General features: G+C 69.2%; 22 protein-coding genes. 13 read left to right on the top strand and 9 right to left on the bottom strand.

The window, feature by feature from the left end; translation table 11 throughout:
• Positions 1-607 precede the first annotated feature (607 nt).
• The 4 genes from ACWEF2_RS24200 (at position 608) to ACWEF2_RS24185 (ending at position 3,890) form a co-directional block, all read left to right on the top strand.
• Positions 608-1,882, top strand: coding sequence for a cytochrome P450 family protein (locus ACWEF2_RS24200; protein ID WP_453818639.1), 1,275 nt, complete (start codon positions 608-610; stop codon positions 1,880-1,882).
• A 237-nt stretch (positions 1,883-2,119) separates the two neighbouring features.
• Positions 2,120-2,635, top strand: coding sequence for a DUF6328 family protein (locus ACWEF2_RS24195; RefSeq protein ID WP_453818638.1), 516 nt, complete (start codon positions 2,120-2,122; stop codon positions 2,633-2,635).
• 155 nt (positions 2,636-2,790) lie between these two features.
• A complete protein-coding gene (locus ACWEF2_RS24190) occupies positions 2,791-3,432 on the top strand; it encodes a response regulator transcription factor (RefSeq protein ID WP_355598978.1) in 642 nt (213 codons plus the stop codon).
• 50 nt (positions 3,433-3,482) lie between these two features.
• Positions 3,483-3,890, top strand: coding sequence for a pyridoxamine 5'-phosphate oxidase family protein (locus ACWEF2_RS24185; protein WP_453818637.1), 408 nt, complete (start codon positions 3,483-3,485; stop codon positions 3,888-3,890).
• Between the two features lie 150 nt (positions 3,891-4,040).
• Here ACWEF2_RS24185 and cydB read toward each other — a convergent pair whose 3' ends face one another.
• The 3 genes from cydB to ACWEF2_RS24170 form a co-directional block, all read right to left on the bottom strand.
• Positions 4,041-5,018, bottom strand: coding sequence for a cytochrome d ubiquinol oxidase subunit II (gene cydB, locus ACWEF2_RS24180; protein WP_453818636.1), 978 nt, complete (start codon positions 5,016-5,018; stop codon positions 4,041-4,043).
• A 42-nt stretch (positions 5,019-5,060) separates the two neighbouring features.
• The gene (locus tag ACWEF2_RS24175) at positions 5,061-6,446 is read right to left on the bottom strand and encodes a cytochrome ubiquinol oxidase subunit I (protein ID WP_453818635.1); all 1,386 of its coding nucleotides are present in this window, start codon (positions 6,444-6,446) and stop codon (positions 5,061-5,063) included.
• Between the two features lie 278 nt (positions 6,447-6,724).
• Positions 6,725-7,591: a universal stress protein gene (locus tag ACWEF2_RS24170; protein WP_453818634.1), complete on the bottom strand. Its 867-nt coding sequence runs from the start codon at positions 7,589-7,591 to the stop codon at positions 6,725-6,727.
• 207 nt (positions 7,592-7,798) lie between these two features.
• Between ACWEF2_RS24170 and ACWEF2_RS24165 the strand changes: the two genes are divergently transcribed.
• From ACWEF2_RS24165 to ACWEF2_RS24150, 4 genes are all read left to right on the top strand, one after another.
• Positions 7,799-8,470, top strand: a complete 672-nt coding sequence (locus ACWEF2_RS24165) for a TetR/AcrR family transcriptional regulator (protein ID WP_453818633.1) — start codon at positions 7,799-7,801, stop codon at positions 8,468-8,470.
• On the top strand, positions 8,424-8,912 hold the full coding sequence (locus ACWEF2_RS24160) for a DUF6653 family protein (protein ID WP_453818632.1): 489 nt from the start codon (positions 8,424-8,426) through the stop codon (positions 8,910-8,912). The genes ACWEF2_RS24165 and ACWEF2_RS24160 overlap by 47 nt, the downstream gene beginning before the upstream one ends.
• A gap of 191 nt (positions 8,913-9,103) precedes the next feature.
• The gene (locus ACWEF2_RS24155) at positions 9,104-9,586 is read left to right on the top strand and encodes a hypothetical protein (RefSeq protein ID WP_453818631.1); all 483 of its coding nucleotides are present in this window, start codon (positions 9,104-9,106) and stop codon (positions 9,584-9,586) included.
• A gap of 410 nt (positions 9,587-9,996) precedes the next feature.
• A complete protein-coding gene (locus ACWEF2_RS24150) occupies positions 9,997-11,121 on the top strand; it encodes an LLM class flavin-dependent oxidoreductase (protein ID WP_453818630.1) in 1,125 nt (374 codons plus the stop codon).
• A 111-nt stretch (positions 11,122-11,232) separates the two neighbouring features.
• On the opposite strand, the gene ACWEF2_RS24145 is transcribed toward ACWEF2_RS24150, so the two are convergent.
• Together ACWEF2_RS24145 and ACWEF2_RS24140 are read right to left on the bottom strand one after the other, a co-directional pair.
• Positions 11,233-11,520: a hypothetical protein gene (locus ACWEF2_RS24145; protein WP_453818629.1), complete on the bottom strand. Its 288-nt coding sequence runs from the start codon at positions 11,518-11,520 to the stop codon at positions 11,233-11,235.
• Positions 11,517-11,849 carry a hypothetical protein gene (locus ACWEF2_RS24140; RefSeq protein ID WP_453818628.1) on the bottom strand — a complete coding sequence of 111 codons (333 nt, stop codon included), beginning with the start codon at positions 11,847-11,849 and terminating at the stop codon, positions 11,517-11,519. The genes ACWEF2_RS24145 and ACWEF2_RS24140 overlap by 4 nt, the downstream gene beginning before the upstream one ends.
• A gap of 504 nt (positions 11,850-12,353) precedes the next feature.
• On the opposite strand from ACWEF2_RS24140, the gene ACWEF2_RS24135 reads away from it, so the two are divergent.
• On the top strand, positions 12,354-13,715 hold the full coding sequence (locus ACWEF2_RS24135) for a hypothetical protein (RefSeq protein WP_453818627.1): 1,362 nt from the start codon (positions 12,354-12,356) through the stop codon (positions 13,713-13,715).
• A 274-nt stretch (positions 13,716-13,989) separates the two neighbouring features.
• Here ACWEF2_RS24135 and ACWEF2_RS24130 read toward each other — a convergent pair whose 3' ends face one another.
• Positions 13,990-14,493, bottom strand: a complete 504-nt coding sequence (locus tag ACWEF2_RS24130) for a hypothetical protein (protein ID WP_453818626.1) — start codon at positions 14,491-14,493, stop codon at positions 13,990-13,992.
• Positions 14,494-14,772: 279 nt separating this feature from the next.
• On the opposite strand from ACWEF2_RS24130, the gene ACWEF2_RS24125 reads away from it, so the two are divergent.
• Together ACWEF2_RS24125 and ACWEF2_RS24120 are read left to right on the top strand one after the other, a co-directional pair.
• On the top strand, positions 14,773-15,585 hold the full coding sequence (locus ACWEF2_RS24125; protein WP_453818625.1) for an SAM-dependent methyltransferase: 813 nt from the start codon (positions 14,773-14,775) through the stop codon (positions 15,583-15,585).
• Between the two features lie 433 nt (positions 15,586-16,018).
• Entirely contained in the window at positions 16,019-17,137 is a 1,119-nt protein-coding gene (locus tag ACWEF2_RS24120) for a HoxN/HupN/NixA family nickel/cobalt transporter (RefSeq protein ID WP_453818624.1), read from the top strand.
• 33 nt (positions 17,138-17,170) lie between these two features.
• Here ACWEF2_RS24120 and ACWEF2_RS24115 read toward each other — a convergent pair whose 3' ends face one another.
• Entirely contained in the window at positions 17,171-17,980 is an 810-nt protein-coding gene (locus ACWEF2_RS24115; RefSeq protein ID WP_453818623.1) for a hypothetical protein, read from the bottom strand.
• 76 nt (positions 17,981-18,056) lie between these two features.
• Entirely contained in the window at positions 18,057-19,031 is a 975-nt protein-coding gene (locus tag ACWEF2_RS24110; protein WP_453818622.1) for a DivIVA domain-containing protein, read from the bottom strand.
• Positions 19,032-19,521: 490 nt separating this feature from the next.
• On the opposite strand from ACWEF2_RS24110, the gene ACWEF2_RS24105 reads away from it, so the two are divergent.
• On the top strand, positions 19,522-19,896 hold the full coding sequence (locus ACWEF2_RS24105) for an ArsR/SmtB family transcription factor (RefSeq protein ID WP_453818621.1): 375 nt from the start codon (positions 19,522-19,524) through the stop codon (positions 19,894-19,896).
• Positions 19,889-20,962 carry a cation diffusion facilitator family transporter gene (locus ACWEF2_RS24100; RefSeq protein WP_453818620.1) on the top strand — a complete coding sequence of 358 codons (1,074 nt, stop codon included), beginning with the start codon at positions 19,889-19,891 and terminating at the stop codon, positions 20,960-20,962. Before ACWEF2_RS24105 ends, ACWEF2_RS24100 begins: the two co-directional genes overlap by 8 nt.
• Before the next feature lie 31 nt (positions 20,963-20,993).
• On the opposite strand, the gene ACWEF2_RS24095 is transcribed toward ACWEF2_RS24100, so the two are convergent.
• On the bottom strand, positions 20,994-21,974 hold the full coding sequence (locus tag ACWEF2_RS24095) for a glucosyl-3-phosphoglycerate synthase (protein WP_453818619.1): 981 nt from the start codon (positions 21,972-21,974) through the stop codon (positions 20,994-20,996).
• Between the last annotated feature and the right edge of the window lie 22 nt (positions 21,975-21,996).

Below are 21,996 nucleotides of genomic sequence, written 5' to 3'. Positions count from 1 at the left end.
GATGGTTTGAATAAACGAAATATCCAATGAACGTCCGAATCCTGCCACAATTTCAGGATTCCAGTCCTTATCCGGCAGAACTTGACATCCGACCGCCGATTTCCCCGGGCCCACCGGGTGCGCCGGTGACTCCGGCCACGCCGGAACCATTCGCATTTCCCGCCGCCGAAGCCACCGAACGGTACCGCCCTGTCCGGGTCTCCCCGGGCGACGCCGTTCCAGGGCCGGCCCGCCCGCCGACGCTCCGCCACCCCCTGAAGCGACTGCCATACCACGTCGTAGCGGAAACCCCGCCCCAGCAGGCCCCCGTCCAGGCCGTCACCGGAATCGGCCGGGGATCCGTCACCGATTTCCTTTTTCGGCGAACATCGAATGAGGTTTCCGGGGGCGGCGAAAGTGGGCACGATCACTCGGGAATACAGAACCAGCGCGTATGGTGGCACAACAGGACAGGTGCGGTTAATCGGGCACGACAGGCCGGACACGGAATGCGGCGGGCCGCCGGGACGCACGCCGGATCCGGCGCACGAGAATGTACGGGAACGCAGCAGAGAACACGCGGAAGTCAGCAGGCGGAAACTCACCCGATGCCCCGAGGAGGGAAACAATGAGCGCTTCGACGGAGTCCGACACGACCGGCGCCCTCGCCCCGGTGAACCTCATGGACCCCGGTCTGCTGGAGGACCCCTTCGGGGAGTACTCCACGATGCGTGAGAGGGCCCCCCTGGTCCGGAGCGTTCTCTTCGACCCCGAGGCGCCGATCTGGCTGGTGACCCGGTACGACGACGTCAAGCGGGTGCTGAGCGACCCCCGGTTCGTCAACGACCCGGCGAACGTGCCGGGGCTGGACGTGCGGAACACCCGCGACAGGCAGCTTCGGGCTCGCGGGGTCCCTGAGGAGTACATGCCGTACGTGACGAAGAGCGTCCTCGCCGCCGACGGCGCCGACCACATCCGGCTCCGCAAACTCGTGTCCCGCACGTTCACCGCGCGCCGGGTCATGGAGCTTCGGCCACGGGTCGAGGAGATCACCGAGAATCTCCTCGACCGGCTCGAAGGCATGGCCCAGGACGGCGTCGTCGACCTGATCGAGCACTTCGCCTATCCCCTGCCGATCACCGTCATCTGCGAACTGGTCGGCATCCCCGAAGAGGACCGCCCGCAGTGGCGGGAGTGGGGCAAATCCCTGATGACCATGGAGCCGGAGGACTTCGCGGCCACGCTGCGGAGCCTCGTCGAGGGCATAAACGCGCTGATCGAACGGCGACGCGTCACCCCCACCGACGATCTGCTCACCGGGCTGATCCGCACCCACGACGAGGACGGCGACCGGCTCAGCGACGCTGAGATGATCACCATGGTCCTGACCCTGATCCTGGCGGGGCACGAGACCACCGCCCACCTGATCGGCAACGGTGTCGCCGCCCTGCTCACGCACCCCGATCAGCTCGCCCTGCTCCGGAGCGATCCGGCGTTGACCCCCCGCGCCGTCCACGAGCTCATGCGCTGGTGCGGCCCCGTCCAGGGGACGCAGCTCCGTTACGCGTCCGAGGACGTCGAGATCGGCGGCATGCGGGTGCGGCAGGGTGAGCCCGTGATGGCGGTACTGGTGAGCGCCAACTACGACCCGCGCGAGTTCGACGCCCCGGAGCGGCTCGACATCACCCGGGAGCCGGACGGTCGCCGGGAGAACCACCTCGGGTTCGGGTACGGCCTGCACTACTGCCTGGGCGCGGCGCTGGCCCGCCAGGAGGGTGAGGTCGCGCTGGGGGCACTGCTGCGCCGCTTCCCCGATCTCGCCCTCGCCGTCGCCCCCGCGGATCTACGGCGCCAGCCGATACCCGCCTCGTGGCGGCTGGAACGGCTACCGGTGAAGCTCTGACCGGCCGTCCGACCGGCCCGTCGTGAGGGTCTCCGGCAGGCCCCGCTCGCCCCGGCTCGGGATGCACGTGCGGAGGGCCGGGCAGTAACGCGCCCAGGAGTGGCGGGGCTGCCGGAGACGGGAGGGCCGTCCCGCCGAGACCTCTCGACGCGCGCAGGGTTGCCCGGACTCCACGCCTCAGCGCATCATCGACTCGACAGGCCGAAGGTCACATTCCATGCGTTCTGGACAGATCAGGTGAACGGGAGCCTCTCTGGAAATGAGGCCCCCGAGCCCGGTGAGAGCAGCAAGGCGCGGATAGACCGGGAGCTGGGCGAGCTCCTTCAGGGGTTACGCGTCTCCGTCACCGGGGTCCAGGTGCTGTTCGCCTTCCTGCTCACCCTTCCCTTCCAGGCCGGTTTTCCGAAGGTCACCCCGACCGGCCGGTGGCTGTTCTTCGTCGCGCTGCTCAGCAGCGCCCTGACCTCGGTGTGCTTCATCACCCCCGCGGCCCAGCATCTACTGCTCTTCCGAACCCCGCTGAAGGAGAAGATGCTCCGCCGGGCCAACCGGATCGGCACCGTCGGCATGGCCGCCCTGGTGGTCTCGATGACCAGTGCGATCTCGCTGGTCATCGAGATCGCCGTCGGCAACCTGCCCGCCGTGCTCTTCGGCGGCGCGGTGGCTCTGACCGCCGGCTGCCTCTGGTTCCTGCAGCCGATCCTCGACCTTCACCGCCTCCACACCACCGGCGGCAACCGGCGATCCCGGTAAGAAGGCGGAGCCGCCACGGTCCACGCCGCCCGCCTCACCGGCCGAACCGCATGACCCTTGTGATCCGGGTCACGGGCGTGGACGGGGCCGGGGTCTCATCGGACCGGGAGCCGGCCTCTACCCACGCGGGCCGGAAAGGCAATAGCGTGCGGAACATGATTCGCGTTTTCCTGGTAGACGATCACGAGGTGGTACGGCGAGGCGTGGCCGCGCTGCTGGAGTCGGAGAACGACATCGAGGTCATCGGTGAGGCCGGGACCGTGGAGTCGGCGGTGGCCCGCATTCCGGCGCTCCGGCCGGACGTGGCGGTCCTGGACGTGCGGCTGCCCGACGGCAGCGGTGTGGACGTGTGCCGCGAGGTCCGGTCCAAGATGCCGGAGCTGGCCTGCCTGATGCTGACCTCGTTCGCCGACGACGAGGCCCTGTTCAACGCGGTGATGGCGGGCGCCGCGGGATACGTGCTCAAGCAGATCCACGGCTCGGACCTGGTCGGGGCGGTGCGGACGGTGGCCACCGGCCAGTCGCTGCTGGACCCGCAGACCACCTCCAGCATGCTTCGGCGCCTGCGCGACCAGGCGAGCGTGAAGGATCCGCTCGCGGCCCTGTCGGACCAGGAGCGTCTCATCCTGGAGCTGATCGGCGAGGGCATGACCAACCGGCAGATCGGCGAGCGGATGTTCCTGGCCGAGAAGACCGTCAAGAACTACGTCTCGAACCTGCTGGCCAAGCTCAGCATGCAGCGCCGTACCCAGGTGGCGGCGCTGGCAGCCCGGATGAAGGCAGATCGTCACGAATGACGGGACCTTCGGCCCTGAACAGCCCTCCCCACCTCGGGCAGGCTGGAAATATGAAGCTCGACTCCACCGGTTCGCAGGCACTCTCCCGCCAGGAGTGCGGAGAGCTCCTCTCCTCCGTCCCGATCGGACGAATCGTCTTCACCGATCGCGCTCTGCCCGCGGTCCAGCCCGTGGCCTTCTGCCTGGACGGTACGGAGATCGTGATCCGCACGACGGCGGGCTCGAAGCTGGCCACGGCGGCGATCGACGCCGTGGTGGCCTTCGAGGCCGACGACTTCGACACCGCGATGCGTACCGGCTGGTCGGTCACCGTGGTCGGGCACGCGCGGGCGGTCCACGCCCCCAAGGAGATCGCGCGGCTGTCGGGACTTCCGCTGATTCCGTGGATGCCCGACGGCCGCGACCACTTCATCACCGTCCGCACCGACCAGATGGCCGGCATCCGGGTCCGCTGCTAGAACCCGTCTTCCCCGATCGCGGAACCGGGCCGGGAGCCGGATCCCGATCAGGGAGGACGCCGGAGACGGAGATCGCCCACCCCGCACCACCCGCCGGGTCCGGTACCGGCGGAGGGCGCCGGAGACACGACGGCACCCTCCGCGGACCGGCTACGGCCTGCTCCGGGTGAGCCGACGGCGGAAGATCCAGTAGGTCCAGCCCTGGTAGGCCAGCACGAGGGGGGTGAAGATGACCGCGACCCAGGTCATCACCTCCAGCGTGTACGGGGTGGAGGAGGCGTTGTCGACGGTCAGGCTGTTGGCCGGATCCAGCGCGGGCATCACGTTGGGCCAGAGGTTGCCGAAGAGGGTGACGGTGACCGCGACGATCGCCACCGCGCTGGCGGTGAACGCCCAGCCGTCCCGGCCGCGCAGGGTGGCGGGCAGCGACGCCCCGATCCCCGCCGCGGCGATCCCGGCCACGACCCAGGTGGCCGGCCTGCCCACGGTGAGCTGAGTGATCACCAGGAAGGCGCCGCCCACGGCCAGCGCGGCCAGGGTCAGCAGTTTGCTCAGGGTGGCGGCGCGCGCCCGCAGGTCGCCCTCGGTGCGCAGCGTCAGGAAAAGCGCGCCGTGCAGGGTGAACAGCGTGAGCGTGGCCAGGCCGCCCAGCAGCGCGTACGGGTTGAGCAGGGTGAGTAGCGAACCGGTGTACTCGTGGTCGGCGTCCAGCGGAACGCCCCGGACGATGTTGGCGAACGCCACGCCCCACAGGAAGGCCGGCAGCAGCGAGCCGAAGAACATGGAGCGGTCCCAGCCGCGCGGGTTGTCGCTCTTACCTCGATACTCGATGGCGACCCCGCGCAGGATGAGGGCGACCAGGATCGCGAAGAGCGGCAGGTAGAAGCCGGAGAACAGGGTGGCGTACCACTCGGGGAAGGCGGCGAAGGTGGCGCCTCCGGCGACTATCAGCCAGACCTCGTTGCCGTCCCAGACGGGTCCGATGGTGGCCAGGATCGTCCGCCGGTCGGTCTCGTCCCTGCCGAGGAAGGGCAGCAGGACGCCGACGCCGAAGTCGAAGCCCTCCAGGACGAAGTAGCCGGTCCACAGTACGGCGATGAGCAGGAACCAGACGGTGGTGAGTTCCATGAACGGTCCTTGGTAGAAATCCTTAACACGATTAAGGGAGGTTTAGTAGGAAAGGGCGGGGGCGACGTCCGCGGACTCCTGACCGGGCTCGTCCTCGGGACCGATCCGGATGAACTTCAGCAGCAGCCGGACCTCGATCGCCGCGAGCACGCCGTAGAGCAGGGTGAAGCCGACCAGGGTTATCGCGACCTCGGGGATGTCGACACCCGGCGAGACCGCGGCCGCGGTGCGCATGACACCGAAGACGGTCCACGGCTGGCGGCCCATCTCGGTGAAGATCCACCCCAGGGAGTTGGCCAGGAACGGCAGGCCGATGCCCCAGATCGCGATCCGGTGGAACCACGGATTCTCCGGGAGCCTGCCACGCCGGGTGACCCAGAGACCCGCCGCCGCGAGCAGCGCGGCCAGCACACCGAACCCGATCATCAGCCGGAAGGACCAGTAGGCCACGCCGATGATCGGCCGGTAGTCGCCGGGGCCGTACAGGGCCTCGTAACGGGCCTGGACGTCGTTGATGCCCTCGACCCGGCCGTCCAGGGTGTTGGTGGACAGCAGGCTGAGACCGTAGGGGATCTGAAGGTTGATGTGGTTGCGGCCGCGGGCGACGTCGCCGACGGCGAAGATCGAGAAGCCCGCGGAGGACTCGTCCTCCCAGAGCGCCTCGGCCGCGGCCATCTTCATCGGCTGCTGCTCGGTCATGATCTGCGCCTGCCAGTGGCCGCTGAAGGCGACGCCCACCGAGGCGACCAGGGTGACGGTCATCGCCATCCGCGCCGAGGTGCGGAACAGCTCGATGTGCCGCTTCTTCAGGAGCTGCCAGGCGCTGACACCGGTGATGAACGCCCCGGCGGTGATGAACGCGCCGAAGATGACGTGCGGAAGGGTGACCAGGGCGGTGGAGTTGGTGAGCACCGCCCAGATGTCGGTGAGCTCGGCCCGGCCGGTCTCGGGGTTGAACCGGTAGCCGACCGGGTGCTGCATCCACGAGTTGGCCGCCAGGATGAAGTAGGCCGACAGGTTGGTGCCGATCGCCACCGCCCAGATCGTCGCCAGGTGCAGCCTGGGCGACAGCCTGTCCCAGCCGAAGATCCACAGGCCGAGGAAGGTGGACTCCAGGAAGAAGGCCATCAGGCCCTCCATCGCCAGGGGAGCACCGAACACATCACCAACGAAACGGGAGTAGTCACTCCAGTTCATCCCAAATTGGAACTCCTGCACGATGCCGGTGACCACGCCCATCGCGAAGTTGATCAGAAAGAGCTTTCCCCAGAACTTCGTCAGCCGCAGGTAGGCGGGCTTGCCGGTGCGGTACCAGGCGGTCTGCAATCCGGCCACGATGACCGACAGGCCGATCGTCAACGGGACGAAAAGAAAATGGTAGACCGTCGTTATCCCGAACTGCCAGCGTGACAGGTCCAAGACGTCCATGGGCGCTCCGTCTCACAAGTGATGTCCTCGTAAGAATCTCGGACCGCCGGAGGCCCGCCGTAGGGCCGGCGGGCCTCGCTGAAGAGGACTTTCGTCCTAATTGTCCAGGGCGGTGATCACCTATCCGAAAGCAACCATCCTGCATATGAACGTCCGGTCACGTCCCCTGCGGCACACCTCCGTCACGTCCCCCGCGAAGCACCTCCCCGGCCACACCTTCTTCCGGGCTTGCGGACTTGCGGGGCTTGCGGACTTGCGGGCCCCCTACGGACGTCCGATCACTCGTCCTTCCCGGCGCGCACCACGGCGACGGGACAGCCGGCGTGGTGCAGCACCCCGTGACTCACCGAACCCAGTACGGCCGAGCCGAACCCGCCCAGCCCGCGTGACCCGACCACGACGAGGTCCGCAGCGGCCGAGGCCTCGCAGATGTCGCGGACCGGGTGCCCGTAGAGCACCGTCTCCTCCACCTCGACCTGCGGATACCTCTCCCGCCACGGAACGAGGGTGTCCGCGGCCAGACGTCGCTCGGCCTCGAAGACATCCTCGACCAGCGGCGTGTAGGCGGTGGCACCCGCCGCCAGGACGGGCAACTCCCAGGAGTGGATCGCACGCAGCCGCGCACCACGGCGGACGGCCTCCTGGAAGGCGTACCGCAGTGCGGCCTCCGACTCCGGGGACTGGTCGAACCCCACGACGACCTCTCCGTACACCTGCTTGGGCTCTCCTCTGACGACCACGACCGGCGTGGCCACGTGCCCGGCCAGCGCGAGGGATACGGAGCCGAGCAGCAGCCCGGCGAACCCGCCTCGCCCACGGCTGCCCACCACGACCAGCTCGGCGCCCTCGGCCTCGCGCCGCATGACCTCGGCCACCCGGCCGGTCTCCATCGACGTGTCCACCGCGAGGCCCGGGACCCGCTCACCCGCCAGACGCGCCGCGGCGTCCAGCACGGCCCGGGACTGCTCCGTCAGGGAGTCGCGGAAGCCGGACGCGGTCCGGTGCGAGGAGTCGTAGACCCACGGCTCGCACACATGAACGATTCTCAGCGCGCACCCGCGCCGGGCCGCCTCGTCGGCCGCCCACTCGACCGCCGCGTCCGCCGGGGACGAGCCGTCGGTACCCACCACTACATGTGCCGTCATATCGACCTCCGTGATTGTCATCTCTCATACGATCATTCCCCGCCAGGCGGCGCAGCCGCCGAAAGTCCCCGCCACAGGGGACTTCCGCCTCCCGCGCCCCCCAAACGGATCCGTCCGCCGACGTTCTCGTCGACAGACCGCAGGGGCTTGCCGTAGAGTGGGCTATGAACATAAAAATAATTTGTTCATAGCTTTAGCGAGGAGAGCATGGCCGTCGCCTTCGACGCGGAAGAACGCGAGCGCATCACCGCGTGCCTGCTGGAGACCGCCGAGCGGCTCTTCGCCGCGCACGGGGTGAAGAAGACCTCACTGGAGGAGCTGGTGGCTCCGGCGGGCATCGCCAAGAGCAGCTTTTATGCGTTCTTCGACTCCAAGGAGGCGCTCTACCTGGAGGTGATGGTCCGCCGAGCCCCCCTCATCGGAGCCTCCCTGGCCAGGGCGGTCGACCGGCGCCCCGGCACCGAGGCCTTGGTGGAGGTGATGCGGGCACTGACCGACCTGCTGTCGAACGACCCCTTCTACCGGCGCCTGCTCAGCCACCCCGACGAGCTGCGCGCGGTCAGCAGGCGGGTGGGTGAGGCCGAGGTCGCCAGAGTGAACCCGTACGTCGTCGCACCGCTGGTCGAGTTCCTCCGCTCCGGCCAACGTCAGGGTCTCATCGTGGACGACCTCGCACCCGAGATCCTCATCAGCGTGCTCCGGACGGTGGGGCTCGTGGTCGCGCATCGCGAGGACTACGGCGCCACCTACGGAGAGGTGCTGGAGGCCACCATCCGTACCCTCGCCGTGGGCCTCACCAGGCCCACGGCCCCTCACTCCCCTGGAGGCCGACATGAAACCACTGACCGTGGTGGCCGACACCTTCCGTATGACCGATGAGGCGTGGAAGCGGCACGCCAACCCGTGGAGCGTCTACACACGCTTCGCCGCGATCCCCGCGATGATCCTCGCCATCTGGAGCCGGACCTGGATCGGCTGGTGGTCGCTGCTCCCGGTCGCCGCCGTGATCGTCTGGCTCTGGCTGAACCCGCACGTATTCCCGCCGATCGAGACCCCGCGAGGCTGGGCCGCCAGGGGGATCTACGGTGAGAAACTGTGGTTGCTCAAGCCCGATCAGGTGCCGCAGGGGCATCGGGGGATCTTGCGGCTGCTGATCCCCCTGGGCGTCGCCGGGTTCGCGCTGCTGGTCTGGGGCCTGATCGCCCTCCTCGTCTGGCCGACCGTCTTCGGCATGACGCTCGTCGTGCTCGCCCAGCTCTGGCGGATCGACCGGCTCGGCCTGCTGTACGAGGAACGGCGGCGCGCCGTGCCCGGCGGCTGATCACCGGGCACGGAACCGATCACGGAACGCGGGCCGGTGACAGGGGACGTGGGACGGTAACGGAGCGCGGGGCGGGTCACCGGAGACGGCGGACGGCGGCGGTTGGTCATGGCATCGGCGGGAATATCCACCTGGTCACCGCCTCGGAGGCGGGTCCGAGGGGCGGCGGGGATCGTTCGGGGGGAACACGCATGTCATGCGGACGGAATGTGGTGGCCGGGGTCGTCGCGGCCGCGGCGGGCACCACCGCGCTGAACGTCGTCACCTACCTGGACATGACCGTGCGCGGCCGTCCGGCCAGCGAACTGCCCGGCGAGGCCGCCGACGACCTCGCCGGGCGCCTCGGCGTCGACCTCGGCTCCGGTGGCGTCGGTGAGAATCGCCGTGACGGCCTGGGCGCGCTGCTCGGATACGCCACGGGTCTGGGGGTCGGGGCGCTGTACGGCCTGCTCTCCCGTGACCGGCGCCCGTCCCTGCCGGTGGCCGCCCTCGGGCTGTCCGTGGCCGCGATGTCCGCCTCCGACACCCCGCTCACCGCGCTCGGGCTGACCGACCCGCGCGACTGGGAGGCGTCCTCCTGGGTCGCCGACGCCGTCCCGCACCTGGTCTACGGACTGACCACCGCGGCCGTCTACCAGTGGCTCACCCACCCTCGTCCTTCCCGCCGGAGGTGACATCGGTGTTCCGGCAGGGGCGGATGCCGTCCCTCCGGCGAGGTCACCGGGCACACCCCGGACGGTGACACACGTCGCGGCCTGAGGCGCCGTCACGGACGGCCCCTCAGGCCGCGGCCCGGGCGCGGCCCTTGAAGACCTCCCTGCCGTGCCGGGCGACGTGGTCTCCACACACGACCGGATGCCCCCACTGCGGCTCCGCGACGGCCCGGCCCTCCAGCTCGTGGACGACCGCCCTCGAGGATTGACGGTCACCGATGAAAGACCGGACAGTTCGCCCCCTCACGGGCACCGGACCTGACGGCGGATGCGAACGGGGGACGGACGGGAGGCGGGAATAGGGTTGATCTTCGCAATACCAGGAACGGCTGAACGCTTAACAGTTTTTGGCAGTGAGGAGGACGAGCACGATGCAGTTCGGGATCTTCACGGTGGGCGACGTCACCGTCGACCCCACCACTGGCCGGGCGCCGACCGAGCACGAGCGGATCAAGGCGATGGTCGCCATCGCCCTCAAGACCGAGGAGGTCGATCTCGACGTCTTCGCGACCGGCGAGCATCACAATCCGCCCTTTGTGCCGTCGTCGCCGACGACCATGCTCGGCTACCTCGCCGCGCGGACCGAGCGGCTCATCCTCTCCACATCCACGACCCTGATCACCACGAACGACCCGGTCAAGATCGCCGAGGACTTCGCGATGCTGCAGCATCTGGCCGGCGGACGCGTCGACCTGATGCTGGGCCGCGGCAACACCGCGCCGGTCTACCCGTGGTTCGGGCAGGACATCCGTCAGGGCATCCCGCTGGCCATCGAGAACTACGCGCTGCTGCATGAGTTGTGGCACAAGGACGTGGTGGACTGGGAGGGGCGTTTCCGCACACCGCTTCAGGCGTTCACCTCGACGCCCCGGCCGCTGGACGGGGTTCCGCCGTTCGTCTGGCACGGCTCGATCCGCAGCCCGGAGATCGCCGAACAGGCCGCCCGCTACGGCGACGGGTTCTTCGCCAACAACATCTTCTGGCCGAGAGAGCACTTCATGCGCCTGATCGAGCTGTACCGGGAGCGCTTCGCGCACCACGGGCACGGCACCCCCGAACAGGCCGTCGTCGGACTCGGCGGTCACGTCTTCATCCGGCGCAACTCTCAGGACGCGGTACGCGAGTTCCGCCCCTACTTCGACAACGCGCCCGTCTACGGCCACGGTCCGTCACTGGAGGAGTTCACCGAGAAGACCCCCCTCACCGTGGGCAGCCCCCAGGAGGTCATCGACAAGACCCTCACCTTCCGGGACTCCTTCGGCGACTACCAGCGCCAGCTGTTCCTGGTGGACCACGCCGGGCTGCCACTGAAGACCGTACTTGAGCAGATCGACTTCCTCGGCGAGGAGGTGGTGCCGGTCCTGCGTAAGGAGTTCGCCTCCAACCGCCTCTTCCATGCGCCGGACGGCCCCACCCACGCGGCCCTCGTCGCCAGGCACCACGCCGAGACGACGAGCGGGATACCGTCCGCTCCCTTGACATCCTCCCCCGCCTGACCCTCCTGACGTCCGCCCGAGACGTCTCAGTCCGAGCGGTGCGACACCGCGCCCCTGTGCTCGCGGACGAACATCGGGCCGGAGGCAGCGGGATTGACGAGCCCGGGGAGATCACCGCTGTGCGGCGCCGCCGCCTCCCGGCGGCTCCTCCCGGGGATGCCCGTGGATTCGGTGGATCAGACGGGCCGCTCCGGCCGGGTCGCCGACCGCGTGGTAGCGCCACCTGCACCTCTCACCGATCCACCGGAACCACTCGGCACCCACCCAGACGACCAGGCCCGGCGCGAGACTGAGCATCGGATCCCCGGAGCGCATCCAGAAAACGTCCCGCTCCTCGGTCGGCACCCCGAGAACGTGCAGTTCACGGCGGAGCTCGCCGAGCGCCCTCTCCACGGTCACCGGGATCCCCGGGGCGTACGGCCCGGCGGTGGACTCCCGGCTCCCGGTGGCCCGCCCCGCGCCTCCCTTCCGAAAGGGGCTGCCTCCCCGGCGGACGGCTCGCCGTACGGCGGCGCTCCCCGCCGGGCGACGACATGCTCGATGTGCCTGGCCGCGCGCTCCAGCTCCTGCGGGGTCGCCGCCTCGATGTGCGGTACGGCCGACAGGTGCCCGGCCCGGGGAACCGCCCAGAAACTCCCGGTGTGCTCGCCGTACCAGACCGTCCACCACGGCAACCGCCGGGCCAGCTCCCATCCCGCCACCACGTTTCCCGCCGTTCGCTCGTCCACCGCGCGCCCACCTCCGGTCACCGAATCCATCGACGCCAGTAGAAGACGGGGGAGGCTGATCACGGAGGGTGGCAACGGGCGACGGCGCCGATCACATCGGCTGTCCCCGCGTGTTCTTCGGCCTCGACCGGCGGAACACGGCAGGACCGGAGAACCGCGGGGCCGCCGGAGGACGCCGGGAGCCGGACTTACCCGGCAGGTCTAATTGTTTCCTTGACGACCGAGATCCTAAAACACCCCAAAACATCTCATATCAACCCAATAACACTCGACAGGCAGTCGGCGTGGCGCACCCCCGAGTGCACCGCCCCTGAACGCCCCCACTCAGAGCCGATCGATTAACAACCACGGACGGATCCCGTCTCCGCCGATGCGACCACGCGCCGTGTCCTCTTTCGGCCACCGGCCACACCGGTGTCTCCGATATCGCGCACGGTCGATTTCGGAGAGTGACAATGGGTGTGGCGGGTGTTCCCGACGGGGTCAATTCAAGAGGTGATGGCGGTGGCCGGAGACGGCGTGTTTCCCGCGTGGGCGGTGCGGGTGCGTGCCGAGCGCAAGACGCTGGGCTGGGATGTGCACACCACGGCGCGGCGGCTGCGGGCGGCGGCCGGGGATGCCGGTCGTGACCTGCCCGATCACGAGTCGCTGGTGCGCACGATCCGCCGGTGGGAGTCCGGTGTGATCGCGATGCTGTCGGAGCGCTACCGGTTGCTGTTCAGCCGGGCGATGGGCATCCCCGAGGCCATCCTGTTCGCACCCGAGCGCACCTTGAGCCCATACGACGGCACAACGGACAATGGGGGCCGATCCCCCGAGCAGCATGAGGGAGCAGGTGATCCCACGAACCGCCGTGATGCACTCAAGGTCGGCCTGGCCACCGCCATGGGCCGGGTGCTGGGCGACGCCGCCGAAGAGGCCATGGAGTTCACCCGCCGCGCCGGCCAAACCGCCGTCGGCCGCGCGACTCTCGATCATCTTGAGGTCGCGGTGACCGACATCGTCGGAGGCTTCCACCGACGGTCACCGGCCGACGTGTTCACTGTTGCCCGCGCCTACCGTCAGCGGGTGGACCAGCTCATCCGCAGCCCGCACACACTCAAGGAGGGTCGTGAGCTGTTCGTCTATGCCGGGTGGCTGTCGGAGACCCTCGCCTGGCTGGCTTATGAGCTAAGCAACCCTGTTGCCGCCCGCGCCTATGCCATCGACTCCTTCGAGTATGCAGACCAGGCCGGACACGACGAGCTGTATGCCTGGGCGGCCAACGTCACGGCCTCCATCTCGATGAATGCCAGGCGACCGGATCTCGCCATTTCAGCCGCACGAAGAGGCATGACCAAAACGCCCGCCGATCATGTACTGACCCTACGGCTGAGCGTCCAAGCAGCCCGGGCGCACGCCCACCTTGGACAGCGAGCAGAGTGTGAGTCGCTACTTCACTCGGCCGAGGAAATATACGGGCGGCTACCCGCACGTGCGGCAGGACGCTTCGGAATCGACATGGGCGCTCTGGCTGCAGGGCACACGATGACCGACTATCCGGCGGCGGCCTACATCTCGCTGGGTGACTTCGAGAAGGCACGTCAGCGTGCGGAGGCAGCGGTCGCCACACACGAGTCGAAGCCGATCGAGATCCGATCCCCCAGCCGCGAAGCGATCGCTCGAATCGATCTCGGCATCGCCCTCGCCGGGCTTGGCTCCCCCGACGAGGCCATCGCAATGGCCTCCCAAGCCCTGGAGTCACCCCGGATAGTCGAACGTGTCCACTCCCGTGCCGCCTACCTCGACGAGGTCCTTACCGCGCGCTATCCCGGCATGAAAGACGTAGAGGAGTTTCACCAGCGTCGTCTGACCCTCGCGACATGAGCACGAGGGCACCGCACTTGCTCCACCGCGTCCGCCCGGAGATCTCCTGGTTCATCGCGACCCCGCTCTGCGCCGGCAGGTCCCGCCTCCTGCCGAACGGGACATTGCCCAGAGCGGAGTCATAGCCGCTCAGCGTCAGGTCGCCAAGGGTGCGAACGGGCTGTCTGTGCGGCAGCTCGACCTCCTTGCCGCCGGCTGCCCCAGCCACTCCAGAGTGGAGGTCTCCGGAAGCACATGCTCGATCGTGATCTTCTTGTTGGCCGGGTCCACGCGCTCAGTGGGCGGAGACCAGGGTCTTGAGCACGATGATGGCCAGCCCGAGGATCAGGTTGGCGATCCCGGAGACCACCACGACGCCCGTGGTCCAGCGGGTCTTCAGCGCGGCGACGACCGCCCAGGTGACCTGGCCGGCGACCGCCACGCACAGCGCCACCCAGGCCGCCACCGCGTCCGACGCCCCCAACGCCGAGGCGAAGGCGGCGGCGATGGCCGGAGGGAAGGACGCCTGGGCCAGCGGCCATTCCTGCCTGGCGATCCCGTGGACGTTCGCCCAGGTGAAGGCCCGTGTCGGGTATCCCCGGCTGACGAGCTGGGCGTACACGTGGGTGATCCAGAACACGACCCCCGTACAGATCAGCAGGATCACCAGGTCCGCCGCCGAAGGCGGCCCGCCCTCGACGGTGCTGCCCGCGACCACGGAGGCGGCCAGCAGCGAGCCGTACACGGCGCCCGCGTACTCGGCCCGCGCCGCTGCCACGCCCGTGTCACGCTCGCTCATGACCACAGTCTGGTTCGCGGGTGCGCGAACCATCTGAGCGACGTGCGGGACAATGCACAGTTTTGGCAACGCCGGTGGTCAGGCCGCGCCGATGCCGGCCTCGATGTGGGTGACACCGGCTCCGCGCGAGCCTCGGTCACGGTGTCCCGGCCCTATCGGGACACGTACCTGAGAAGACGGCGGGAGGCGTGAAGCGGGCGAAGTTTGCCGCGATCACGGTGTGCGTGATCAACTAGGCTGACCATATCCGGTGCGAATACCGCATGAACGGAAGCGCCCATGAGCACCCCCCGTGACCCAGGCCAACCCATCGACCTCGGTTTCGACCGGCCACACTCGGCCCGCATCTGGAACTACTGGCTGGGCGGCAAGGACAACTACCCGGCCGACCGCGACGCAGGGACCATGGTCGAGCAGCTCATCCCCGGCATAGCCGACTCGGCACGTGCCGACCGGGCGTTCCTGGGCCGCTGCGTCACCCACCTGGTCGCCGACGCCGGGATCCGTCAGTTCCTGGACATCGGCACTGGCCTGCCCACCGCCGACAACACCCACGAGGTCGCCCAGCGGATCGCGCCGGAGTGCCGGATCGTCTACGTCGACAACGACCCGCTGGTCCTCACCCACGCCCGCGCCCTGCTCGTCAGCACTCCCGAGGGTTTGACCAACTACATCGACGCCGACCTGCGAAACCCCCGTCACATTCTGGAGGTCGCCGCGGAGACCCTCGACTTCACCAAGCCGGTGGGGCTGATGCTGCTGGGGATCCTGCACCACCTCGTGGACGACGACGAGGCCCTGGGGGTCGTACGGGGCCTGATCGACGCCATCCCCTCCGGCAGCTATCTGGCGATCGCGCACGCCACCGCCGAGGTTCACGGCGACGCCATGCACGAGGCGATGCGGCGGTTCATGGAACGCGGCGGCACCCCGATCGTGGCCCGTGACCGCGCCCAGCTCGCCGGTTTCTTCGACGGCCTGGAACTGCTTGAGCCCGGCGTGGTGTCCTGTTCCCGCTGGCGTCACGAACCCACCCCGTGGGGCGAGCCCAACGAGGTGTCCCAGTTCTGCGGCGTCGCCCGCAAGCCGTAGTAGGTCACCCGCAGCCGTGACGAACGGCACCCTCCTACCCGGCCCGCACTTCAAGCCGGTCATGAGAGTGCCGTTCCGGTCCGGGGCACACCGGTCCTGGGATACCCGCAGGAGGTCTCGCGGCCCCGCGTTTTCGGGTGAACGGTACGACTCAACGCTTCCGCCCGTGATTATGGACCCCGGCACCGCGGAGCTGTGGAGGATGACGGGCAGGTGCGGAACCGGCCCACGGTCCCGCCGTTACCGCATCCTCGATCCTCGCTAATGCCGCTCTCTCGTCGCCGCGCTGAGTCGCTGCGCCGCGCCTTTGGCAATCTCTCCGTACCAATATCAGCAAGTATCATGACCCTTAAGCACATATATCGCTATTGCACCTCTTTCGCAGTGAAGTTAGGTTTGTAGGGTATTTGTCCGTCTCCGCCGGAGCGGCCCTATGAGTTCACCCGCCGCCATCTCGGGCTCCGCGCGCAGGCGCCCCCTCTCCGGTGGGGAGTGGAGCCGCATCGCGGGGATGGCCCTCGTCATCGCGGCACTGCACATCGCGGGCTGGCTCTCCCTGATCGTCCTGGTCGCCCCGCACAACTACCGGCTGGGCCAGGCGGGGGCCTTCACTGTCGGGCTGGGCGTCACCGCCTACGTCCTGGGCATGCGGCACGCCTTCGACGCCGACCACATCGCGGCCATCGACAACACCACCCGCAAGCTCATGGCCGACGGCCAGCGCCCGGTCTCGGTGGGCTTCTGGTTCTCTCTGGGCCACTCCACCATCGTCTTCGCGCTGTGCCTCCTGCTCGGCGTCGGCGTCCGCACCCTGGCCGGCCAGGTCGAGAACCGGGCATCCCCGCTGCAGACCGTCACCGGCCTGATCGGCACCCTGGTCTCCGGCGTCTTCCTCATGGTCATCGCGGCGATCAACGCCGTGATCCTGTGGCAGATCGTCAAGGTCTTCCGGCAGATGCGCCGCGGCGCCTACGACGAGGCCGCACTGGAGGAGCAGCTCAACAGGCGGGGCCTCATGAACCGCGTCCTCGGCGGAGCGACCAAGGCCGTGCGCAAGCCCTGGCACATGTATCCGGTCGGCGTGCTGTTCGGCCTCGGCTTCGACACCGCCACCGAGATCTCCCTGCTCGTGCTGGCGGGCGGGGCCGCCGCGTTCGCCCTGCCGTGGTACGCGATCCTGACCCTGCCCGTGCTGTTCGCCGCCGGGATGAGCCTGCTGGACACCATGGACGGCTGCTTCATGAACTTCGCCTACGGCTGGGCCTTCTCCAAACCCGTGCGCAAGGTCTACTACAACATCACCATCACCGCGCTGTCCGTCGCCGTCGCGATGATCATCGGAGCGATCGAGCTGATCGGCCTGCTCTCCGAGAAACTCGGCATCCGGTCCGGCCCCCTGGGGGCCATCGCCGCCCTTGACCTCAACTACGTCGGCTACGGCGTCGCCGCCCTGTTCGTGGCCACCTGGATCATCGCGCTCACGGTGTGGCATCTGGGCCGCATCGAGCAACGCTGGTCGGTCGGCGTTCGCCCGGCCGACGTCGATCGCTGACTCCGGCGTGGCCGGCGCCGGAGTCGGAGGGCCTCAGTGGGCGAACATCATGAACGTGCCGATCGTGACGGCGGCGACCGCCGCGAAGGTCAGCTGCCACCGTGACAGGCCGCCCTCCTGGTTGCGGGCCGCGAGTCTCATGCCGACCAGCGCCGTGCGCAGCATGATTCCGGTCACCACACCGAGCAGCAGAGGCACAGCACCCTTCGGCAGGGGGCCGGCGGTGGCGATCAGGACCCCGATCCCAGGACTCGCGCACGACACCACCAGCCACGGGGTCAAGGACTGCTTGGCCATGTCGAGCAGGGCGGTGAGTGCCAGCCCCTCGCTGGCGGAGTGCACGGCCAGCGCTATCACGACGACGGCGGAGGTGCTCAGCGCCAGCGTCGCCCCCTCGATCGCCCGGTGAACGGTCAGCGCGGCCGCGGTTCCCATCCCGCCGTACAGGGCGGCCCCGACCATCTCGTTGACCCGGCGGTGACGGCCGGGAGCGTGGTTTCCGGCGGCCCGCCTCTCCTCGTGGCCGTGCCCGCACGCCCTGCGGGTGAAATAGGTGACCACCAGGAAGCCGATCGCCACCGCGCCCCCGAGGCCCCACAGGGGCACTCCGACCTCGACCGCGTCGTGCCACGCGTCCGGAAGCATGTCCGTCACGGCGGTGATCAGCATCACCACGGAGGCGACCGCCAGCCAGCCCGCCACATGCCGGGCGTTGGACCGTGCCAGCCACGCCCCCGCGAGGGTGGCCAGGCAGACCAGCGCCACCGCGATCCAGGTGCCGGAGCCGGGGGGCCGCCCGTCCTCCAGCACCGGAACCGCCCGTGCCCAATGCGCCAGCGGCATTGTCACCACCCCTTGTCGATGAGACCTCGGAGGTCAGGGACCACGACATACCACGGAGACGCCCCCCAGCCGGAGATCACGACATACCTCGGGGGCGCATGTCGCCGCCGTGGCGCCCGATGTCCGCGTGACGCGCCGGGGAGGCCGGGGAGTCGGCCGCAGGAGTGGCCGACGGGACCACGGGGCTGGTCGTGGAGCCGGCCGTCGAGACCGTGACACCGGCCGTGGCCCTGGAGTTCGCCGTGGAGACCGTGGCGTCCGCCGCGCGGGAGGCGGAGGCCACCGGAACGGGAACCGGTGCCGTCCGGGAAACGGAACCGGCCGGTGACAGACCGCTCTGCCGCTCGGGATCGGCCTGCCCCTCCAGCTCATGGAGCAGGTTCCGCACCTGACGGACCTGCTCCTCCAGGCTCCCCACGAGGCGGCTGCCGTACTCTCGCACGACGGCGGACAGGTCCTCGCGGGCCGTCTGAAGGCTCTCCACGGACTCCAGGGCCGCGCGGTGCCTGTCCCGCACGTCACGCTCAAGGGCCTCGGCCCTGCCCACGGCCTGCCGTTCCACCGCCTCGGCCCTGCCCAGGGCATCCCTTTCGAGGGCCTCGGCCCTGCCAAGGGCCTCCCGTTCCACCGCCTCGGCCTGGACGTAGGCTCCGGCGACCACCCTCCTGGCCTCCTCCTGCGCCCTGGAGATCTCCCGGTCGGCGGCCTCCCTGGCAAGTGCCACGATCCGCGCCGCGCTGTCGCCCGCCGAGTGGGGCGCCGGTTGGCCGGCACGGGCGTCGGTGCCGGCCAGCCGGGCGTTGAGGTCGGCGTTCTCCTGGAGAACCCCGCGCAGGGCGATCTCGACCTGGCCGAGAAAGGTGTCGACCTCGGCCAGGTCGTAACCCTCGCGGAGGCGAACGGTGGTGAACACCTTGTTGCGCACGTCGGCGGGGGTCAGCACCCCGCCTCCCGGGGCATGGAAGCCCGGGCCACGCCCCATCGCGGACATGTCCGCGACCACGACCAGGGGGGCGTGCTCCGGGTCGTGCCTCCTGTGTCCTTCGCTCACGGTCTGTTCACCGAGCCCTTCGCGGTGCTTTCGGATTCGCGGTGCTTTCGGATCTGTGGGAGGAAACCGGGGTACGCGGAGCCGGCCGGGCCGGCCTCCCGCGTCTTTCCGGAGCGGGCGATCGTTCTCCCGCCGCCGGACATGCCGCTCCGCGCGTGTCCGGCGGCCGAGTGGCGGAGATCCGAGGGCGGGAACGGTCGGTCACCCAGGCCATGACCACCTCTTTGCCTTGAAAGTAACCTGCCGTTACCTTTAATGACCGTCGGTAGCCGTCCTGAAACCTCATGGAAGGAAAAGTTGAGCAACCATTCATACGTCGCCCTCGATCCTCCGGCCACCCGCGGCGGACCCACCGCCCCACACCACGCGAGGCGAGTGGACCTCCGGCCCGTCCGGCGCCCCTGCGGGCGATCAAGGGGGATGTCTTGACGTCCAACCCGGCCGCCCTACACTTGAATATATGAATAATCATTCAAATGTTGTCGCCACGGTGCCCGACGTCTGTGTGACACCGGTCGTCGACGCCGACCGGGTGGCCTCCGTGAGCGAGGCGCTGCCCCCCGAGGAGGCGATGCGGGAGCTCGCGGAGGTCTTCGGGCTGCTGGCCGACCCCGGGCGGTTGCGCCTGATGGCGGCGCTGCTCGAAGGGGGCGAGATGTGCGTGTGCGACCTGGCCGCGGCGACCGGGCAGAGCATGTCGGCCGCCTCACACGCCCTGCGACTTCTGCGCATGCACCGGGTGGTGAAGGTCCGCAGGTCGGGGCGGATGGCCTATTACAGCCTGGCGGACTCGCACGTGCGGATGCTCTTCGATCTGGCCATCGCCCATATCGGGCACGGCGCGAACGGGCGCGACGATGGCTGACCGCGCCGTCCGAGATCGGGGCGGAGACCGGGACCGGAACCACGGACGGGGACAGGAGCAGGGGCGCGAACACGGACGGGGACAGGGCCGCGGGCATGGGCACGGGCATGGGCACGGCGTCAGCGCCGAGGCCGACCGCCGCTATCTGACCGGCGCGCTCGCCCTGATCATCGGGTTCATGGCGGTCGAGGTGGTCATCGGCATCACCGCCCGGTCGCTCGCGCTCATCTCCGACGCCGGGCACATGCTGACCGACGCCATCGCGATCGTCTTCGCCCTGATCGCGATGCGGATCGCGGCGCGGCCTCCGCAGGGCGGGTTCACCTACGGCCTCAAACGGGCGGAGATCATCTCGGCGCAGATCAACGGCATCACGCTGCTGCTGCTCAGCGTCTACTTCGTCTACGAAGGCGTCCGGCGGCTGATCGAGCCGCCGGAGGTCGAGGGCCTGTACGTCGTGGTGACCGGCCTGGCCGGAATCGTGGTCAACCTCGCCGCGACCTGGCTGCTCAGCAGGGCCAACCGGTCGAGCCTCAACATCGAGGGCGCCTTCCAGCACATCCTGAACGACCTCTACGCCTTCATCGCCACCACCGTCGCCGGACTCGTCATCTGGCTGACGGGGTGGAGCAGGGCCGACGCCATCGCCGCCCTCGTGGTCGCGGCGCTGATGCTCAAGGCCGGCTGGGGCCTGGTCCGCGACGCCGGCAGGGTCTTCATGGAAGCGGCACCCGCCGGGATGAACCCCGCCGACATCGGCAGGAAGACCGCCTCGCTGGAGCAGGTCGTCGAGGTCCACGACCTGCACATCTGGGAGGTCACCTCGGGTTACCCCGCCCTGTCGGCGCACATCCTGGTCGAGCCGGGGGCCGACTGTCACGCCGTACGCCTGGCGGCCGAGCGGATGGTCCACGACGAGTACGGCATCGAGCACACCACGATGCAGGTCGACCACGCGCCTTCCGGGCTGCTCACCATCGAGGGCGCCGACGCGCACTGCGCCGATCCGCACGGCCCCACCCACCTCGGCAGCGCCGCCCCCCGCCCCGGTCCCGGCCAGGGCTGATCAAGGCGCGAGCCGCAACCGAGGCCACGGCTTATCGCGGCGGCTGGGGCGGTGGGCGGCTCTCGGCGCGGGGGCTCCCTCCGGTGACGGTGACCATGGGAGGGCGTTCGGCCACGGCCACGTCGCGGACGGTCACCTGGTGGCCGCCCGGCCCCCGCCGGAACTGGGCCAGGCGGGGAGACGGCGTGTGCAGCGAGACCATCTTGTTCTGGCGCTCCAGCCTCGACCAGGCGGCCTGCAGGATCTGGGCGGCCATGCCGCCCAGGGCCTCGGCGGACTGGTGGGAGTGGAGGCGGCGGCCCAAGTCGACCTGGGCGAGGGCGTCGAGTCCGACGAGGTCGAGCAGGTCGATCAGCAGGGCCAGTTCCACACCGTACCCGGTGACGAACGGGACCCGCTCCAGCACCGACCGGCGCCCGGCGTACTCACCGGCGAGGGGTTGCACGAATCCGGCGAGCAGCGGCCAGTGCAGGTTGAGCAGGGGGCGGGCGACAAGCTCGGTGACCCGGCCGCCACCGCTCTGCATCTTCTGCAGGGGCCGGTCGTAACAGCCCTTGACGTAGACCACGCCGGGGTCGCCGAACAGCGGGCCGAGCAGCCCGGTCACGAACGACGTGTGGAACTCGCGCAGATCGGCGTCGACGAAGACCAGCAGGTCACCGGAGGTCGCGGCGAGAGACTTCCACAGCGCCTCCCCCTTGCCGTCCAGCGGTTTCAGATCAGGCAGGATCTCGTCCTGCGCTATCACCGTGGCCCCGGCCTGCGCGGCGCGCACGGCGGTGTCGTCGACGGAGCGGGAGTCGATGACCACGATCTCGTCGACGAGCGGCACCTCCTCCATCAGGTCACGCCGGATCGCCGTGACGATCTCCCCGACCGTCTCCCCCTCGTCACGCGCGGGCAGCACGACGCTGACCGTGGTGTCGCCCTTGGCCCGCAACAGCCACGGCAACGACCAGTCGTCCGACGTTGAGGTGCGCTCACGCAGCCATGCCTCCACTTCAGGCAGCACAGCCCACCCTTTCCCGCACCTA

It is taken from the genome of Streptosporangium sp. NPDC004631 (genome assembly GCF_053601935.1).
This window is presented reverse-complemented; position numbering and strand designations above follow the sequence as displayed.

What these genes read in the sequence shown, in the direction of transcription:
- ACWEF2_RS24190 (WP_355598978.1), top strand. Translation starts at nt 2,791, where the DNA reads ATGATTCGCGTTTTCCTGGTAGACGATCACGAGGTGGTACGGCGAGGC.
- ACWEF2_RS24165 (WP_453818633.1), top strand. Translation starts at nt 7,799, where the DNA reads ATGGCCGTCGCCTTCGACGCGGAAGAACGCGAGCGCATCACCGCGTGC.
- cydB (WP_453818636.1), bottom strand. Translation starts at nt 5,018, where the DNA reads ATGGAACTCACCACCGTCTGGTTCCTGCTCATCGCCGTACTGTGGACC.
- ACWEF2_RS24185 (WP_453818637.1), top strand. Translation starts at nt 3,483, where the DNA reads ATGAAGCTCGACTCCACCGGTTCGCAGGCACTCTCCCGCCAGGAGTGC.
- ACWEF2_RS24150 (WP_453818630.1), top strand. Translation starts at nt 9,997, where the DNA reads ATGCAGTTCGGGATCTTCACGGTGGGCGACGTCACCGTCGACCCCACC.
- ACWEF2_RS24100 (WP_453818620.1), top strand. Translation starts at nt 19,889, where the DNA reads ATGGCTGACCGCGCCGTCCGAGATCGGGGCGGAGACCGGGACCGGAAC.
- ACWEF2_RS24200 (WP_453818639.1), top strand. Translation starts at nt 608, where the DNA reads ATGAGCGCTTCGACGGAGTCCGACACGACCGGCGCCCTCGCCCCGGTG.
- ACWEF2_RS24120 (WP_453818624.1), top strand. Translation starts at nt 16,019, where the DNA reads ATGAGTTCACCCGCCGCCATCTCGGGCTCCGCGCGCAGGCGCCCCCTC.
- ACWEF2_RS24175 (WP_453818635.1), bottom strand. Translation starts at nt 6,446, where the DNA reads ATGGACGTCTTGGACCTGTCACGCTGGCAGTTCGGGATAACGACGGTC.
- ACWEF2_RS24115 (WP_453818623.1), bottom strand. Translation starts at nt 17,980, where the DNA reads ATGCCGCTGGCGCATTGGGCACGGGCGGTTCCGGTGCTGGAGGACGGG.
- ACWEF2_RS24160 (WP_453818632.1), top strand. Translation starts at nt 8,424, where the DNA reads ATGAAACCACTGACCGTGGTGGCCGACACCTTCCGTATGACCGATGAG.
- ACWEF2_RS24125 (WP_453818625.1), top strand. Translation starts at nt 14,773, where the DNA reads ATGAGCACCCCCCGTGACCCAGGCCAACCCATCGACCTCGGTTTCGAC.
- ACWEF2_RS24155 (WP_453818631.1), top strand. Translation starts at nt 9,104, where the DNA reads ATGTCATGCGGACGGAATGTGGTGGCCGGGGTCGTCGCGGCCGCGGCG.
- ACWEF2_RS24130 (WP_453818626.1), bottom strand. Translation starts at nt 14,493, where the DNA reads ATGAGCGAGCGTGACACGGGCGTGGCAGCGGCGCGGGCCGAGTACGCG.
- ACWEF2_RS24170 (WP_453818634.1), bottom strand. Translation starts at nt 7,591, where the DNA reads ATGACGGCACATGTAGTGGTGGGTACCGACGGCTCGTCCCCGGCGGAC.